At 42.1% G+C, this 16,678-nt stretch carries 17 protein-coding genes; 13 read left to right on the top strand and 4 right to left on the bottom strand.

Annotated features, from left to right (window positions below; all coding sequences use genetic code 11):
• Nucleotides 1–59: 59 nt before the first annotated feature.
• On the bottom strand, nt 60–1,082 hold the full coding sequence (locus WJR50_RS28975) for an SPASM domain-containing protein (protein ID WP_341296821.1): 1,023 nt from the start codon (nt 1,080–1,082) through the stop codon (nt 60–62).
• Nucleotides 1,083–1,159: 77 nt separating this feature from the next.
• On the opposite strand from WJR50_RS28975, the gene WJR50_RS28970 reads away from it, so the two are divergent.
• From WJR50_RS28970 to WJR50_RS28960, 3 genes are all read left to right on the top strand, one after another.
• Nucleotides 1,160–2,008, top strand: a complete 849-nt coding sequence (locus tag WJR50_RS28970; RefSeq protein ID WP_341296820.1) for a BadF/BadG/BcrA/BcrD ATPase family protein — start codon at nt 1,160–1,162, stop codon at nt 2,006–2,008.
• The gene (gene murQ / locus WJR50_RS28965) at nt 2,005–2,814 is read left to right on the top strand and encodes an N-acetylmuramic acid 6-phosphate etherase (RefSeq protein WP_341296819.1); all 810 of its coding nucleotides are present in this window, start codon (nt 2,005–2,007) and stop codon (nt 2,812–2,814) included. The genes WJR50_RS28970 and murQ overlap by 4 nt, the downstream gene beginning before the upstream one ends.
• A gap of 62 nt (nt 2,815–2,876) precedes the next feature.
• The gene (locus WJR50_RS28960; protein WP_341296818.1) at nt 2,877–3,449 is read left to right on the top strand and encodes a hypothetical protein; all 573 of its coding nucleotides are present in this window, start codon (nt 2,877–2,879) and stop codon (nt 3,447–3,449) included.
• Here the strand turns inward: WJR50_RS28960 and WJR50_RS28955 are convergent.
• Nucleotides 3,424–4,065: a SprT-like domain-containing protein gene (locus WJR50_RS28955; protein WP_341296846.1), complete on the bottom strand. Its 642-nt coding sequence runs from the start codon at nt 4,063–4,065 to the stop codon at nt 3,424–3,426. The genes WJR50_RS28960 and WJR50_RS28955 overlap by 26 nt on opposite strands.
• Nucleotides 4,055–4,561, bottom strand: coding sequence for a hypothetical protein (locus WJR50_RS28950; RefSeq protein ID WP_341296817.1), 507 nt, complete (start codon nt 4,559–4,561; stop codon nt 4,055–4,057). Before WJR50_RS28950 ends, WJR50_RS28955 begins: the two co-directional genes overlap by 11 nt.
• Nucleotides 4,562–4,716: 155 nt before the next feature.
• On the opposite strand from WJR50_RS28950, the gene WJR50_RS28945 reads away from it, so the two are divergent.
• The 3 genes from WJR50_RS28945 to WJR50_RS28935 all read left to right on the top strand — a co-directional run bounded on the left by WJR50_RS28945 (nt 4,717) and on the right by WJR50_RS28935 (nt 6,547).
• A complete protein-coding gene (locus tag WJR50_RS28945; protein ID WP_341296816.1) occupies nt 4,717–5,340 on the top strand; it encodes a hypothetical protein in 624 nt (207 codons plus the stop codon).
• A 2-nt stretch (nt 5,341–5,342) separates the two neighbouring features.
• On the top strand, nt 5,343–5,939 hold the full coding sequence (gene yihA / locus WJR50_RS28940) for a ribosome biogenesis GTP-binding protein YihA/YsxC (protein WP_341296815.1): 597 nt from the start codon (nt 5,343–5,345) through the stop codon (nt 5,937–5,939).
• Nucleotides 5,940–6,073: 134 nt separating this feature from the next.
• Complete coding sequence (locus tag WJR50_RS28935; protein WP_341296814.1) at nt 6,074–6,547, top strand: DUF5606 family protein; 474 nt, start codon at nt 6,074–6,076, stop codon at nt 6,545–6,547.
• Nucleotides 6,548–7,120: 573 nt separating this feature from the next.
• Here the strand turns inward: WJR50_RS28935 and WJR50_RS28930 are convergent.
• Nucleotides 7,121–8,584, bottom strand: a complete 1,464-nt coding sequence (locus tag WJR50_RS28930; RefSeq protein ID WP_341296813.1) for an NADP-dependent isocitrate dehydrogenase — start codon at nt 8,582–8,584, stop codon at nt 7,121–7,123.
• 256 nt (nt 8,585–8,840) lie between these two features.
• Between WJR50_RS28930 and WJR50_RS28925 the strand changes: the two genes are divergently transcribed.
• From WJR50_RS28925 to WJR50_RS28895, 7 genes are all read left to right on the top strand, one after another.
• The gene (locus tag WJR50_RS28925; RefSeq protein WP_341296812.1) at nt 8,841–9,626 is read left to right on the top strand and encodes an enoyl-CoA hydratase/isomerase family protein; all 786 of its coding nucleotides are present in this window, start codon (nt 8,841–8,843) and stop codon (nt 9,624–9,626) included.
• 71 nt (nt 9,627–9,697) lie between these two features.
• On the top strand, nt 9,698–11,197 hold the full coding sequence (locus tag WJR50_RS28920) for a lipopolysaccharide biosynthesis protein (RefSeq protein ID WP_341296811.1): 1,500 nt from the start codon (nt 9,698–9,700) through the stop codon (nt 11,195–11,197).
• A gap of 70 nt (nt 11,198–11,267) precedes the next feature.
• Nucleotides 11,268–11,708 (top strand): dUTP diphosphatase, encoded by a 441-nt coding sequence (dut, locus tag WJR50_RS28915; protein WP_341296810.1) that lies wholly within the window; start codon nt 11,268–11,270, stop codon nt 11,706–11,708.
• A gap of 30 nt (nt 11,709–11,738) precedes the next feature.
• Entirely contained in the window at nt 11,739–12,755 is a 1,017-nt protein-coding gene (locus tag WJR50_RS28910) for a sugar phosphate nucleotidyltransferase (protein ID WP_341296809.1), read from the top strand.
• A 152-nt stretch (nt 12,756–12,907) separates the two neighbouring features.
• The gene (locus WJR50_RS28905) at nt 12,908–14,659 is read left to right on the top strand and encodes a tetratricopeptide repeat protein (protein ID WP_341296808.1); all 1,752 of its coding nucleotides are present in this window, start codon (nt 12,908–12,910) and stop codon (nt 14,657–14,659) included.
• Complete coding sequence (gene lolB1, locus WJR50_RS28900) at nt 14,652–15,437, top strand: lipoprotein insertase outer membrane protein LolB1 (RefSeq protein WP_341296807.1); 786 nt, start codon at nt 14,652–14,654, stop codon at nt 15,435–15,437. The genes WJR50_RS28905 and lolB1 overlap by 8 nt, the downstream gene beginning before the upstream one ends.
• On the top strand, nt 15,385–16,653 hold the full coding sequence (locus tag WJR50_RS28895; RefSeq protein ID WP_341296806.1) for a murein hydrolase activator EnvC family protein: 1,269 nt from the start codon (nt 15,385–15,387) through the stop codon (nt 16,651–16,653). Before lolB1 ends, WJR50_RS28895 begins: the two co-directional genes overlap by 53 nt.
• Nucleotides 16,654–16,678: the final 25 nt, after the last annotated feature.

Genomic DNA, 16,678 nt, shown 5'->3' with positions numbered 1-16,678 from the left:
ATAAAAGAATAAACGACAAAAAGTTTGCTATAGTGCGTTTTTTGTAAGTTTATCTCCCCTTAAGCCCACACTTTTGTGCCTTCTGTGCAGTTTTTACACATTTCTATCTCGCTGCGGGAGTGTAATAGATTCTGCCTAAATCGTGTGTATGCCTGGCTCTGCCAGATGGATTGAAAATTATCAGTCTGCATATCGCCCAACTGATAGTGCGCGTCTTTGTCAAAGCAGCAGGGTACTATTTTTCCATCCCAGGTCATCACACAAGAGTGCCACATCTTCCAGCAATGATTCAGAATCTTGTTCTTGATAGCATAGGTGCGATCAGCCAGTTTCCGGTAGCGAGAGTATTTTTCCTGCTGAGGAATTAGAGGGGAGCCATGCTGGTAATCGTAAATCTGTGCCGTTTTAAAGCCAACCGTATCTACGCCCAAGGATCTGGCTAACTGTTTTACCTCTTCTACCTGATGTTCATTGGGACGTACTACCAGAAACTGGAAGATCACATGAGGGGTAGAAGACCTGAGTTTTTTCTTCCAGCGGATAATGTTTTGGGTGCCTTCAATCACTTTTTCCAGCTTTCCCCCTTTGCGATAAGCTTCATAAGTTTCCTGCGTAGTACCGTCAATGGAGATGATCAGGCGGTCCAGCCCGGACTCAATTGTTTTACGGGCGTTTTGATCGTTGAGGTAATGAGCATTGGTAGAGGTAGCGGTATAAATTCCTTGCCTGGATGCATAGCGTACCCATTCCAGAAACTGAGGATGCAGGTAAGGCTCTCCCTGAAAGTAGAAAAGCAGGTAACAAAGTGTGTCTTTTAATTCGTCAATCGTTTTCTTAAAGACTTTCTCCTGCAACATACCGGTAGGGCGGGTGAAGGAGCGCAATCCGCTAGGGCACTCCGGGCAGCGCAGGTTACAGGCAGTGGTAGGTTCTATGGAAAGGCTGATGGGCAAGCCGGATTGCCGGGCAGTGCCACTAAGTCGGGAAATATAATAACTGCCCAATACTTTCAGAGTATTAAAACTACGCTTTAAAGTAAGTTTAGAAATAAAATTAAGGCTGTCCCGCAGATTGATCTCCATAGTAGCGCTAATTTAAGGCGAAAGTTATAATTTTGCTTATCAAGCATAAAGAGTCTTTGAACTTTAATCAAGCAGAGATGATATTAATCGCAGATAGTGGCTCTACCAAAACCGACTGGCGGGTAATTGATGAAGCCGGAAAGGTAAGCCAGGCCAAGACGGTAGGGCTCAATCCTTATCTGGAAACCCAGGATAAGATGATAGCCGTCTTACGGGAAGAGCTATATCCGCAGCTTCGGGCTACCATCCGGGAGATTCATTTTTACGGTGCTGGTTGCGCTACCAACTCGGCCTGCAACAAGGTGAAAAATGCCCTTGCTGAGGTATTTCATGATGCTGAAATTGCGGTAAATAACGATCAGTTAGGTGCTGCCAGAGCACTCTGCGGGAAAGAAGCGGGTATTGCCTGCATTCTGGGTACAGGTTCTAACACCTGTCTCTACGATGGTGAAAAAATTATTGACAATATTCCTCCTATGGGATACATTATCGGGGATGAAGGTAGCGGCTCCAACATTGGTAAAGAACTGCTGAACCGTTACTTCAGGCGTGAGCTGCCTGCTGAGATAAAGGAAAGACTTGAGAAACGTTTTGATATGAGTAAGGAAGCAGTGCTGGACAGCGTGTACGGAAAGTCTTATCCCAACCGATACATGGCTTCTTTCGCTAAATTTGTATTCCAGAACCTGAAAGACCCTTATCTGACTCATATGGTATACGATATCTTGGGTAATTTCTTTGATAAAACGATTTCCCATTACGACAATTACGAGCAATACAAAATACACTTTACCGGCTCTATCGCGTTTTATTTTGGTAATCTGCTGCGGCAGGTAGCCAATGACAAAGGGTTGCGGGTATTCAACATACTGGAAACCCCTATTGCCGGACTAACTTTATATCACCAAGAAGCTTTACAATCATGAGCACAACGGAATCCTCATCTCTCTATAATGACCTGGAAAAAATGCCCACCCGCGAACTGCTACAGGGCATCAATAATGAAGATAAGAAGGTAGCCTATGCAGTAGAAAAAGTAATCCCTCAGATAGAAAAGCTGGTAGAGGGAATTGTAGCCAGAATGAAAAAGGGCGGACGTATTTTCTATATTGGGGCAGGTACCAGCGGCCGCCTCGGCGTGGTAGACGCATCCGAATGTCCTCCTACCTATGGTGTGCCCCACGATTGGGTAATTGGTATCATGGCCGGAGGAGATGATGCCATCCGTAAGGCAGTAGAGTTTGCCGAAGATGACCCAAACCAGGCCTGGAAAGATCTACAGGTTTATGATATCAATGAAAAAGATACTTTGATCGGTATTGCCGCTTCCGGGCGTACTCCTTATGTGATTGGAGGGGTCAAAGATGCGAGGTCCAGAGGAATTCTTACCGGTTGCATCACCTGTAATCTGGATTCTGCCCTGGCGGAGGCCGCTGAGATTCCCATAGAAGTAGTGGTAGGTCCTGAGTTTGTGACCGGAAGTACCCGTATGAAAGCTGGTACAGCCCAAAAGCTAGTGCTAAATATGATTTCCACCGCTACCATGATTGGTCTGGGCAGGGTAAAAGGCAACCGTATGGTAGACATGCAATTGAGCAATAATAAACTGGTGGATAGGGGAACGAGAATGCTCATGGAAGAGTTAAATGTGGACAGGGAAAAAGCTGAGGCATTACTCAGGAAGCACGGCTCTGTACGTCAGGCGCTGGCTGCTGAGAAGCACGACTTTTAAGCGCACTTCCAGACGCCTTCTTTCCCGAAATTGAGGTTATAAATTGCTATAACATAAGGCGTATGCACGATATTGAACCTTTTTACAATTGGCATAAATACTACAATCCGGCAGAAGATGAGCAATCGCCTTTTTTCGGGAAAGAATACAATTACGAGCTTTATTCCAATACGATTTATGGCTACTACATAGATCCGGCCTGGGATTATATGGGCTCGGAAACGCTATACATCAAAATTCTTTTTGCTGACTATCAAAGAGGGTTTTGTGTCATTGAACTGATCGGTGAATGGAATGATGCTCTCTATAATGATATCATGCATCTGAAAAGGAACATCATTGACCACCTTACCAAAAGAGACATCAATAAGTTTATCCTGGTAGGGGAGAATATTCTTAACTTTCATGGCTCAGACGACTGCTACTATGAAGAGTGGTTTGAGGATGTGGAAGATGGCTGGATTGCAGGCGTTGGCTTTCGTGATTTTGTGCTTTCTGAAATGACAGTCTTCAATATTGATTCTTATATCAATTACGGAGGAAGCCTACAAATAGAGAACTGGCGAACACTCAAGCCCCTACAGTTTTATGAAGTGGTTAGTTCGCTGATTACTCGTCGCTTGTCTCTTCCATAACTAATTGTACTCTCGCAATTTCTGATACCAGGTAGCGCTTACCGCTAGCCAGATCGCGGCAGAGTGCTCTGGTACGGCGTACCGATTCTTTTATAAAAATCATATTTCTGAACTGGAAAGTCTGCTCTGGCTGAATTTTGGAGAGGGGCATACTTCCATCCTGATGGTCGTCGTAGTTTTGTAAGGCCAAAGATAGCTTATGATCCGAGCCGCTGGCAGCCTTAGGGTTGAGCATATATTTCCTGAGCGGCCTGAGGACATCCTGAGGAAATACCTTTTCATGTAGCATAGGCTCCATCAGTTGTTGAAAACATTTCTTCCATTCCTTACCATGAGGTGCAATCCTAAAGCCATGCTGCTGAAAAGCAATAAGATGTGCGATCTCATGCAGATAGGTAATCAGAAAAGCGTAAGGGTTAAGCGTAGCGTTCAACGAAATGATGTGGGTATTCTTTTTTTTGTGGTAACGATAATCGCCCAACTTGCTGACGCGCTTAGGGGTAATGTGCAGGCTAAAAGGATGCTGTAGCCACAGGTCAATACTGTAGGCCTGAGCTGCCTCAGGCACATGACGGCTCATGACCTGTGTAATCTGTTGGTTGCGATTAGAGTTCATCAAAGTTTTTGTCGCTTCTTAACCACTGTTTTTCTTCGTCGCTGAGCTTCATGTCTTTGCTTATTCTTTGATGGGTAGGGCGGTTGAGAGAAAAGACCACCAAAGCAATAGCATATAGCCCTGCAAAAAGCTGTTCACCGGTGAAGTACATCCCGATCACTGGCAGAAAATTGGCCAGACTGAGCAGTCCGTATTTATATAAAGATACCTCGTGAAAAGTTTTGAGCTTTTCCTGAAAACGAGCAGGCTGTTGCTGATATAATTTCTGATTGTAGAGCTTATAAGCAAAATATATACTGGCGATCGTTGCCAGAGGAATAATAATGTGAGGCAGTATTTGCATGCTTTCTGTAGCCTTCAGCCCTCCCTGCTCTTCATACTGCAAATAGACAAGTACAAAAAAGATCAGCGGAATACCGACCATCAGATAGAATACCAGCGTGAGGGTGTTGAAATATTCATAAGCATTGCTCAAAAAATGTCTTTTCCTGGACATAAGATTAGTTAAATACGCTGATTTCAAGGATTAATGACTCTTCAAACAATATTATGCAAGAGATTGTATTATATTTATACCATAAATCTGCCTCTGACGAAGGCCAAGCAGTGCTGTAAAACTAATCTTTCTGTATAAAATCACATAGTTTTTTGATGAAGAATGCAATCTGGATTTTGCTATTATTTCTTTTTGCTGCCGCCTGTAGCTCGCGCATCAATCAGCAGACAGAAGAGCAACTGACCGATGAGCAGTTTGATTCTTTGCGTACGGTATATTATGGCCTGGATGATAGCCTCAGCCATGCCTGGACTGTGATGATGGAAGATGATAGCAAGAAAATCAGCAACCTGCAGCTTCTGCTGGATGAAATCCAAAAACTAAAAAGCAACGGAACAGATACCCTTGATTCACTCAGGCAAATGGTGAGTATGCTGGAAGAAATGCGTTATGATTCTGTAACCGTACGTAATTCAGAGCGGATTGATAAGTACGACAGTGCCAATACAGCAGTGAGTAATGCGGTGCTTGATTATGTGGAAAAGATACCAGAGGCTGAGTATAATCCGATGATCAATGTACTGGTAGATCAGGTAATGAGTGCCAATAATAGTGTGTTATTGTATCGCATTCGTTACGATCGTTTCAGCGAAGACTTTAATATTTTTTTGGAGAAATATAAAAATGTGATGTCTAATATAGACAGTAGCGGAGGCCCGGTGTACAAACGACCTATGTTTCGGCTGGTCAATGATTTTAGAGAGGAAGAAGAAAAATAATTATGCAGGTAAAGGAAGCGGAGTTCATAAAAAGTGCATCAAAGCTTAATCAATGCCCAGATAGCAAACTACCAGAGTATGCTTTTATCGGACGCTCTAATGTGGGCAAGTCATCGCTGATCAATATGCTGACCGGACGGAAAAAGCTGGCCAAAATTTCTGCTAAACCCGGTAAAACGCAGCTCATCAACCATTTTTTGATCAATCAGCAATGGCATCTGGTAGATTTACCCGGCTACGGCTGGGCAAAGGTGAGTAAAAGTAAAAGAGCAGACTGGGGCGATATGATTGAGGACTACTTGCTTAAGCGATCCCAACTGGTTTGTCTCTTTATCCTGATTGATTCCCGTATACCTCCGCAGGAAATAGACCTAAGTTTTATGGAGTGGGCAGGAGGGAATCAGATTCCTTTTGTGATGGTGTTTACCAAGGTAGACAAGCAGTCTATTAATAAGACTCAGAAAGCTATTGCTGCCTACCGTAAAACCATGAAGAAGACATGGGTAGAACTCCCTCCTATGTTTGCTACCTCTTCTATTGATAGTACCGGGAAGGAAGAAATTCTGGACTACATTCATGATACTATGAATGTGGTATAAAAATAACAGTTGCTAAAAAAATTGCTTATTTAAAAACAGAATTCTCAACAATTCACCTTTACTTTGTTGCGTATTAGTGTTGACATACTAAATATTTAATTTTCTAAGTTGAATAACCCAAAAAGAAAAGATTCATGGATTTGAACGAGATTGCGTCCATTTCAGGAAAGGGAGGATTATTTCATATCGTTAAGCCTACGCGTAGTGGTGTGATTGTAGAATCACTAGATGAGCAGAAAAAGAAGTTGGTAGTCGGTGCCAATCATCGTGTATCTGTATTAAAGGAAGTCTCTATTTATACGACCGATGCTGAGGGTTCAGTGCCCTTGGAAGAAGTGTTTAAAAAGATACACGAAGAGTTTGGCGATGATCCCGGAGTAGATACTTCTGACAGTGAAGAACTCAAGGCATTTACCAAGCACATCATCCCTGAATATGATGAGGAAAGAGTTTATCCTTCTGATATGAAGAAGCTGGTCAACTGGTACGGCGTTTTATTGAAATACGCTCCTGAAGTGTTTGAAGAGAAAGAAGAAAAGCCTTCCGAAAAAGAAACTTCTGAAACCAATACGCAGCAAGACGCGGAAAGCGAGAAGAAAGAAGACTAACCGGAGACAATAGCATAAGGGGCAGTATTATTACGGAGTAAACTTTATGAAAAAAAGTAATAAAAGCCCCTTTGTAGGCTGTTTTTGCTAACAAATTGTCATTTTTAGTTAAGTGTTAACTGCTTACAAGCCTTAAAACTTACGGCGACCTTACTGGTCACCTACTCCTCAGTCACAAAACATACATCATCTACACCATTTAGCAGGGAAACAGTGACAAAAAACCGTTTTTTGTCACTGTTTCCCTACTGACCACCCACATTTCATGACACTTTGTCACTGTTTCGCTGGTAAACAGTCATGAAAAACCATTTTTCGGTACCGCTTAGCTACTGACTACACACGTTTCACCGCATTTCATCACTGCTTACTACCTTGGTGGTCGCAAAAAATAGTTTATCAGGACAGCTTAATGGTTGACCATTGCTGTTTTTAGGTTTTTTATGATGCTTAAGGAATGAGAGGTAAGTTCAGGGAGGGGCTGAAGCAAAAACTGAAGAGAAACTGAGAGAGTAAAGAAAAAAAAACAAAGAAAAGCAGGTTTCAAGCCTGCTTTCTCATTTATATACAAGATTAATCCCCTCTTGCAGAGGAAAAAGCACGTTTGCCATTGAAAGTGTAAAGATTTTCTGTTTTGATAAAATCAAACTTGGCCTCATCGTGCACTCTGCGTAGCAGATCCAGAATCTGTGCATGGCTCACCAGGCTATCTTCTGATTCGGAGGATACGAAGCGGCAGCGCCAGTGGTCGGTCGCGAAGGTCTCCGGCTTACCTTCCGGGTATACTTTTACCCCACGGTTGGTAATCATATCCAGTTTCAGCTTATCTCCACTCACTTCTTCAAGTTTTTTTCCCAAAACCTGTGGATCTCTTTTTCCTTCTTTCCAGTCAAGAAACACATCCACTCCAATCAATTCTTTCTTCAAATTGGGATCAGAAGGAGTCGTCTGATGCAGTTTGCTTCCCTTTACCGGCATAAACTCAGCGGGCTTAAGCTGTTTGGGAAGTTTACCTAAATTATTAATTACGGCTTTGGCAAAACCTTGCGTACCTACGATCTCTGTGCTGGAGCCAGGACGATAGATATCCGCGGTATGTATGCCGTCTTCCATCGTTTTAAGCCAGGCATTGTTGATATTAGTAGCAATATCTGGTTGGCCAATGTGTACCAGCATCATGATGGCGGCATTGATCAAACCGGAGGGGTTAGCGATATCTTTGCCAGCAATTGGAGGAGCAGAGCCGTGAATGGCTTCAAACATAGCACAGATTTCTCCCACATTGGCTGAGCCCCCTAAGCCTACCGAGCCAGCGATCTGGGCGGCAATATCAGAGATAATGTCTCCATAGAGATTTAATGTAACGACAACATCCAGGGTTTCCGGCTTATCAGCCAGGATAGCAGAACCAATATCAATGATCATATGCTCTTTCTCAATCTCTGGATACTCCTCACCAATTTCATTAAAAACTCGGTGGAAAAGTCCGTCTGCGAGCTTCATTATGTTATCTTTGGTAAAGCAGGTAACCTTCTTACGGTTGTAAGCTTTGGCATACTCAAAAGCGTAGCGAATGATCTTTTCGCAACCTGGGCGGCTGATTAGCTTAAGGCTTTGTACTACCTCTTCAGTCTGCTGGTGCTCGATACCAGCATACAGATCTTCTTCATTTTCCCTTATGATCACCATGTCCAGCGCATTGTGACGGGTAGCTACGTAAGGGCTGTAAGAACGACAAGGGCGCACATTGGCATATAAGCCAAGCGTAGTACGGGTCGTCACATTCAGTGATTTAAATCCACCTCCCTGAGGAGTGGTGATCGGAGCTTTCAGGAAAACCTGCGTTTCCCGTAGAGAGTCCCAGGAGGATGGCTCAATACCGGCAGGGTTACCTTGCTTAAAAACTTTTTCTCCTATCTCAATAACTTGCGGGTCTATCTGTGCTCCGGCGGCATCCAGTATATTAAGTGTAGCTTTCATGATTTCAGGGCCGATGCCATCGCCATAGGCTACAGTGATTTTTTTCTTATCAGGCATAAAAAAGTAATTTTGGTTAGCGTGATGAAATAAGTGAAGCTGCTCTATTTACCGGCCTAAAGTAAAACTATATGTCTTAAAAAACAGTATAGGGCAGACTAAATGCAATAAATATGTGTAAATCGTAATACTTTAACACCATAACTTCCAGTGAGTTTAAAAAGGTATTAAATAAGATATATCCTGATAATTAGGATGGGGGTTTTTGAGTTTACTATACCACCTGTTATATTTGGGCAAAACATAAGGCATTGAGATGACGAACTTTAAGTTTCTCACTACTACCCTTAATGAGGGTATTTTAACCATCACCATCAGTCGGGCAGATAAGATGAACGCGCTGAACAAGGCTACCCTGGAGGAATTAGGTGAGGCTTTTCAGGAGGTGTATGATGAAAAAGACATCAAAGGAGTAATCATTACCGGAGAGGGGGAAAAGGCATTTGCCGCCGGAGCTGATATTGCTGAAATCGCAGAATTAAATGAGCTTAACGGAAGAAAGTTTTCTGAGATAGGTCAGGAAGTTTTTGCCCTGATAGAGAAATGTGATAAGCCGGTAATAGCAGCAGTTCATGGTTTTGCTTTAGGGGGAGGATGCGAACTGGCTATGGCTTGCCATCTTAGAGTTGTGTCCAGCAATGCTGTATTTGGGCAACCGGAAGTAAACCTGGGTTTAATACCGGGTTTTGGGGGTACCCAGAGATTGACCCAACTCGTTGGAAAAGGCAGAGCTTTGGAAATGATGATGACCGCTGATACTATTTCTGCCGAAAAGGCAAAGGAGTATGGTTTGGCTAATTTTCTCGTCAGTGATAAAAAGGAGCTGATGGAATTTTCTCTTCGTTTGATGAAGAAAATATTGTCAAAAGCACCATTGGCCATCGGAATGGTGATAGACTGCGTTAATGCAGCTTTTGCCGGAGATGAAAATGGTTATCAGACAGAAGCCAATAGTTTTGCAGCCTGTTGCAAATCAAGTGATTTTGAAGAAGGTACGCAGGCTTTTCTTACCAAGCGTGAAGCACACTTTACCGGAGAGTAATCTAGCGGGGTATGTTGTTTGTGGGGCAGTAGTGAAAATTAATTTTTACTACTGATGCGCATTTCTACTGTATGAATCCACTTAAAAAACTGGCTGGTCAGACTGCCCTATATGGTGGAAGCACCATATTAGGGAGACTACTAAGCTATGCTCTTGTACCACTGCATACTGCAGTCTTTGAAAATACTGCACAATATGGGGCGATCACTAAGCTTTATGCCTATGTGGCTTTCCTCAATATTATCTATACCTATGGTATGGAGACTGCCTTTTTCCGCTTTGTTACCCGCCATAAAGGGGATGAAGAAAGTATGCAGAAGGTTTATAGCTCTGCAGTAACTGCTATTCTAGCTACCAGCTTTATATTTTCCGGATTGATCATCAGTTTTTCCGGAGGTGTTGCAGATTTAATTGGTTATCCGGAAAGCAGCCAGATCATTATCTGGTTGGCCCTGATTATATTTACCGATGCAGTAGTTGCCGTACCTTATGCGAAGCTCAGGCAGGAGAACCGGCCGCTGATGTTTGCGATCACCAAAGTATCCAGCATTGTACTGACAGTCTTGCTCAACCTTTTCTTTTTACTGCTTTTACCCAAGATACACACTTATTCACCTGTACTGGAAGCCATGTATTATCCTGATATGGGCGTAGGTTATGTGTTTTTAGCCAACCTGATAGGAAACGCGATTATTCCAGTATTCTTATGGCGCTCACTGGCAGAGGTTCGTTTACTTATAGACTGGCCAGTATTCAGACAGATGCTGGTCTATGGCTATCCTATACTTATTATGGGTTTAGGTGGAATGGTCAATGAAAATATTGACAAAATACTTCTTGAAGAGTTACTCCCTTTAAACTTTTATCCTGATATGACCCCGGAAGAGGCCTTGGGTGCTTACGGGGCCTGTTTTAAGATTAGTGTATTGATGACTTTGGCAGTACAGGCATTTCGCTATGCCGGAGAGCCTTTCTTCTTTTCTCAGGCAGAAAACAAAGAAGCTCCTGAGCTTTTTGCCAAAGTGATGCACTACTTTACACTGCTTAGTATACTAATATTGCTAGGAGTAAGTGTAAATCTGGAACTGATTGGTTCAATCTTTCTCCAAAGTCCTGGTTATCTGGACGCGCTTTATGTTGTGCCTTTTCTTTTATTTGCCAAGCTACTCTTTGGTGTTTATAATAATCTAACGATCTGGTTCAAACTTACTGACAAAACAAAATATGGTACTTACTTTAGTGTGTTGGGTGCTATTATCACATTAGCAGGAAATATCATTCTTATTCCTTATATAGGCTTTCTGGGGTGTGCACTGGCTAGTATCGCCTGCTATCTGATTATGTGTATAATCTGTTATCTGTACGGTCAAAAGTATTATCCTATTCCTTATAACTTTAAGCCCAGCTTCATTTATGCTTTTGTAGCCCTGCTTATGGTATACGGATCTTTTCAGATTGAACTTGCTAACCCATTACTTGAAAATACTTTGAATATAACTGCCGTAATGCTGTTTGTAGTTGTGGCCTACTTGGTAGAACGAAAAAGGTTTTCTTACCAAAGTATTTCTTAACTTATTCTGGCAGTTTGTAAAATGAACTTTTAAACCTCACAATAATTTATCTAATCGTTACAACAAATTGATGAAAGTAAGAATTATTAACCAATCTGACCAGCCTCTTCCCACCTATCAGACAGTACATGCAGCGGGCATGGATCTTCATGCCGACATAGAAGAAGAGGTAACATTGAAACCCTTAGAAAGAGCATTGGTAGGTACGGGACTGTACATTGAATTGCCCATCGGTTACGAGGCGCAAATCAGGCCTCGTAGCGGTATGGCTTATAAGCATGGTATCACAGTATTAAATAGTCCTGGCACAATTGATGCTGATTATAGGGGAGAAATTAAGGTGCTGCTGGTTAATCTTTCTAATGATACCTTTACAATCAGTCATGGAGATAGAATTGCCCAGATAGTGGTGGCTCCTCATGCGCAGGTAGAGTGGGAAGAAACCAACAAACTTAGCGATACTGACAGAGGCGCAGGAGGCTATGGCAGTACTGGAATTAATGTTAAATAATGCAGTAAAGAACCACAAAACTTAATAAGTGTGAAAATTATCGTACCCATGGCCGGTATGGGAAAACGCATGCGTCCCCATACACTTACCATACCCAAGCCCTTGATACCTATTGCCGGAAAGCCGATTGTTCACCGACTGGTAGAAGATATTGCTAAAGTAGTGAATGAACCAGTAGAAGAAGTAGGCTTTGTTATCAACCGCAGCTTTGGGGAAGAGGTAGAGAATAGCTTAAAAGAAGTTGCCAGCACCATAGGTGCAGCAGGCAAAATATATTATCAGGATGAGCCCCTGGGTACGGCACATGCTCTCTACTGTGCTAAAGATATGCTGGAAGGCAACGTAATCGTTGCTTATGCAGACACACTTTTTAAAGCGGAATTTACACTGGATAAGGAGCAGGATGGCATCATCTGGGTGCATAAGGTGAAAGACCCCGCTGCTTTTGGCGTAGTAAAACTGGATGAAGATCAGGTAATTACCGGCTTTGTGGAAAAGCCGGCTACCTATGTGTCTGATCTGGCTATCATTGGGATTTATTACTTTAAAGATGGAGACTTCCTGAAACGTGAATTGCAGTATCTGATTGATAACAATATCATGAACTCCGGTGAGTATCAGATTACCAATGCACTGGATAATATGAAGGGCAAAGGAGTGAAATTTGTACCTGGACAGGTAGATGAATGGCTGGATTGTGGTAATAAAGATGCAACAGTTTATACCAATCAGCGGTACCTTGAATACATTAAAGACTCTCTTGCGCACCCAGATACTGCGGGAATGGAGAACTCGGCGATCATTCCTCCTGTTTATATTGGTAAAAATGTGAAGATCACTAATTCAGTAATAGGTCCTTACGTATCTATCGGTGATGGTACCAGAATTAAAAATTCAAGGATTCGTAATTCCATTTTACAAACCAATACAATGGTAGATAATGCCAATCTGGAGAATTCTATGCTGGGTAATCACGTTACACTCAAGCTTAGTTCATCTGATCTGAGTATAGGAGATTATAACTCTGTAGTTGAAAATATGCACTAGCAGCAGAATATTCTTAAGGTTTTTGAAAAACTTGAAATAGAAAGTATATTAAATTCGTTTATAATCTTAATATGAAAGCCAGATTTGTTATAGTCTGGTTTTTATTTCATCGCCATGCTGAGCGATCTTAAAAACGCTTAATTACATTGAATATGTCATTTGTAGGTCATCTTTCACGTCTCTTGTTTTTGTTAATAACTGTGGCTCTTTTCTTTACCTCAGAAGAGGCTGTTGCCCAGAAGAAAAAGAAGTCCAGTCGTGAAGAAAGGAAAGTCAGGGAGGCTACTTTTTATTTTACTGAAGGTGTAAAGTATTACATACTCAGCGAGCCCGACTTTGACTCCGAAAATATGGATCGTGCACTGATGCTCTTCAAAAAATCGCTGGAAAGTGATGCTGATAATGCTACAGCATACTTCAAGATCGCCACAATACTGGCAGGAAGAGATGATCTGGATAATGCGCTGTCAAATGCCAACAAAGCGATGGAACTGGATCCTGAAAACCCCTATTTCTATACCCTTACGGCAGACATTCTTACCCGTAAATCAAATTTTGCCGAAGCGGCACAGGTGTATGAGCGTTTGATCACTAACCTGGACAATACCGACGAGTATCTCTTTGATCTGGCAGCGATTTATCTCTATCAGGGGGACTATGAGCAGGGGCTGGAAGTATACAATCGTGCTGAAAAAGTATTTGGCATAAATCCTGAAGTAACCCGGGCAAAGCAACAGATTTACCTGAAACTTAATAAGTTGGACAAAGCTATTGAAGAAGGAGAAAAGCTGGTGGAGGCTTATCCTGGTGAAGTGACCTATGTAATGGCTTTAGCAGAGATATTTGTTTCTAACGACAGAGAAAAAGATGCCATTCCCTATCTGGAGCAACTTTTGGAAGTGTCTCCTAACAATCCTGAAGCGCGCCTGATGCTTTCCAAAATCTATCAGCAGACAGGAAGTGGAGAGAAAGCTAATGAAAGCATGGAAGTAGCTTTTGCGAATCCTGACCTGAGCTTAAAGCTAAAGCTGGACTTAATCGCTAAGTACATCAGAGAGTTGCCTAACGAAGATACTGAGCAAATGCTCCATGCGCTCACCGACCTGCTCATTGAAACTCATCCCGAAGAAGCGGATGCTTATGTGATCAAAGGAGATTTTTTGAATGCAATCAAGGATAGTGAAGGCGCAAGGGACAGTTATCTGAAATCTTTAGATTATGAAGATACCAACTTTAATGTATGGCAAAACCTGCTAACCATTGAGTTTCAGGACCTTCAGGATACGGATAGTGTAATCAAGCACTCCGAATCTGCATTGGAGCTTTTCCCTAATCAGGCAGTCCTTTATTTCTACAACGGAGCTGCCAATTCTGTAGCTAAAAATTATGATGAAGCTGCGTATGCATTAGAACAGAGTAAGCGATTGGCTAATAATGATGAACTGGCCAAATACAGCAATATGTACCTGGGAGATGTGTACAACGAGATGAAAGACTATAAGAAGTCTGAGCAGGCTTATGAAACTGTACTAAAATTGGACCCTACCAATGACTATGTGCTAAACAATTATAGCTACTTTTTGGCGTTACGTCAGGAAAAGCTGGATTATGCCAATAAGCTTTCTACTCGTCTACTGGAACTTAATCCTGAGAATCCCAATTACCTTGATACTCGGGCCTGGGTGCTTTACAAGATGGGAGAGTATAAGCAGGCCCGTAAACTTTTAGAGAAAGCCATAGAAAAAAACGATGAAAGCGGCGTAATTGTAGAGCACTATGGTGATGTATTGTTTAAACTGGGAGAAGTGGATCAGGCAGTGAAGCAGTGGATGAAAGCCAAAGGCATGGATGATACATCAGATTTGATTGATAAAAAAATTGCGGACAGAAAGCTGTATGAATAAAAACACCCTCATTTTATTTTTTTGCCTAAGTCTAATCTTCGCAGCTTGTAGTAAAAAAACACTGAGCTTCAAAGATGCTGAAATTGCCGAAGAGTTTGCAGTCAATGATCTCGTGTTTGAGTACCTGACTACGAATAGCAAAATCAAGTTTAGTAATGACGATAAAAACCTGAGTGCTACTGCCAATATCCGATTAAAAAAGGATAGTATCATTTGGGTATCCATTACTCCGGGCTTTGGTATTGAAGCTGCGCGCGGTATTATTACTAAGGATTCTCTGATCTTCATCAACCGAATGAACAAAGAGTATTCGGCCTACAATTTTGAGGAACTCAGTAAGGAGTTTAATTTTAATATCAATTTTGACCTTCTACAATCCGTGCTGTTGGGAGATATGCCGGTAGAACCGGATGATGAGGATATGGTGAAGAAGGAGAGTAACTACTATGTGGTAAAGCAGGAAAAAGGTCCGATTACCATCAATAATTTTGTAGATGCCAGAAGCCTGAAGTTGGAGCGCGTAGCGATGCAGGATAGGAGTAAGGAGGAGGTTTTTGGCAAAACACGTACCCGAAACAATACCCTTACGTTGCGTTACAATGATTTTCAGATGTTAAGCGAACAGGTTTTTCCTTACGAAAATCTGGTTTCTCTAGATTATCAGCGTGATGGGAAAAAACGTAAAACAGAGATTGAAATTCAGCATAAAAAAGCCAACATTACTGATGAAGCGCTACGTTTCCCCTTCTCTGTACCAGAAAAGTATGTACAAAAGTAATCTCTTATCAGTCTGCATACTTGCTATACTGTTGTCCGTATCATTCGGGCAGTTAGAGGGCTGGGCGCAAACCACTCCCAAACGCTCTCAGCTGGAGCAGGAAAAAAAAGAGACTTTACAGAAGATCAAAGAGGCGCAGCAGATTCTGACTGAAACCTCTTCTCGTAAGAAAACCAGCCTTGGGCAGCTCAATGCCATAAATCGTCAAATTGAAGCCCGGGAAGCTTTAATAAAATCTATCAACGAAGAGTTGGAGCTTCTGAAAGGGCAGATCCGCGAGATTACCGGAGTAATAGAAGCACTGGAAGATGACCTGGTACGACTGAAAAAAGAATATGCCTATATGGTATATGCTACCAGTAAAACCAGTAATAGTTATGATCGGCTTATGTTCATTTTTTCAGCTTCTACCTTCAATCAGATGTTTATGCGGATCAAATACATGCAGCAGTACTCTGAAGCCCGGAAAAATCAGGTGGAGCAAATTCAAAAGGTAAAACAAACACTGACCAATCAGAGGAATACATTGGAAGGCAAAGAGATGGAGCAGCAGGTACTTCTGGATCAGCAGGTAATGGCCAACAAAGATTTACTGGCTCTAAAGACTAAGCAACGCTCAGTAGTCAGAGACCTTAACCAACAGGAAGCTGAATTGAGAAAGGAGCTTGCCCAGCGCCAAAAAGATGTGGAAGAACTGGATAAGCTCATTGCCAACCTGATACGTAAAGAAATAGAAAAGAGTAACAATGATAAGACATCAGATAGAGTTGCATTAACTTCATCCAATGAAGCAGTGTCCACTTCCTTTGCACAGAGTAAAAATCAGCTCAACTGGCCAGTAAACTCAGGTTTTATTTCCCAGAAGTTTGGACGTAATCCGCACCCTATCATGAAGAATATCATGGTTCCTAACGATGGGGTGGATATACAAACCATTCAGAATGCAGAGGTAAGAGCAGTGTTTGACGGGGTAGTCAAGGCGATTACGCCCATCCCTGAACCAGGTGATCTTAAAGCAGTAATTATGCAGCATGGTGAGTATTTTACTGTCTACTCTCGCCTGAAAGAAGTAAATGTGAAGACAGGCCAGGAACTTAAAGCATCTGACTCAGTAGGCATGGTATATACTGATGGAAATGGAGTCTCAATGTTGCAATTTCAGATTTGGAGAAATAGCCAGAAACTCAACCCTGAGGCTTGGCTACAAAAAAAATAAACTTTTATTTCATTTCTCAGCTGCG

Origin of the sequence: Catalinimonas locisalis, from assembly GCF_038039535.1 — a bacterium.
Taxonomy (GTDB): Bacteria; Bacteroidota; Bacteroidia; order Cytophagales; family Cyclobacteriaceae; genus Catalinimonas.
The sequence above is the reverse complement of the archived record's forward strand: the minus strand, read 5'-3'. Positions and strand labels throughout refer to the sequence as shown.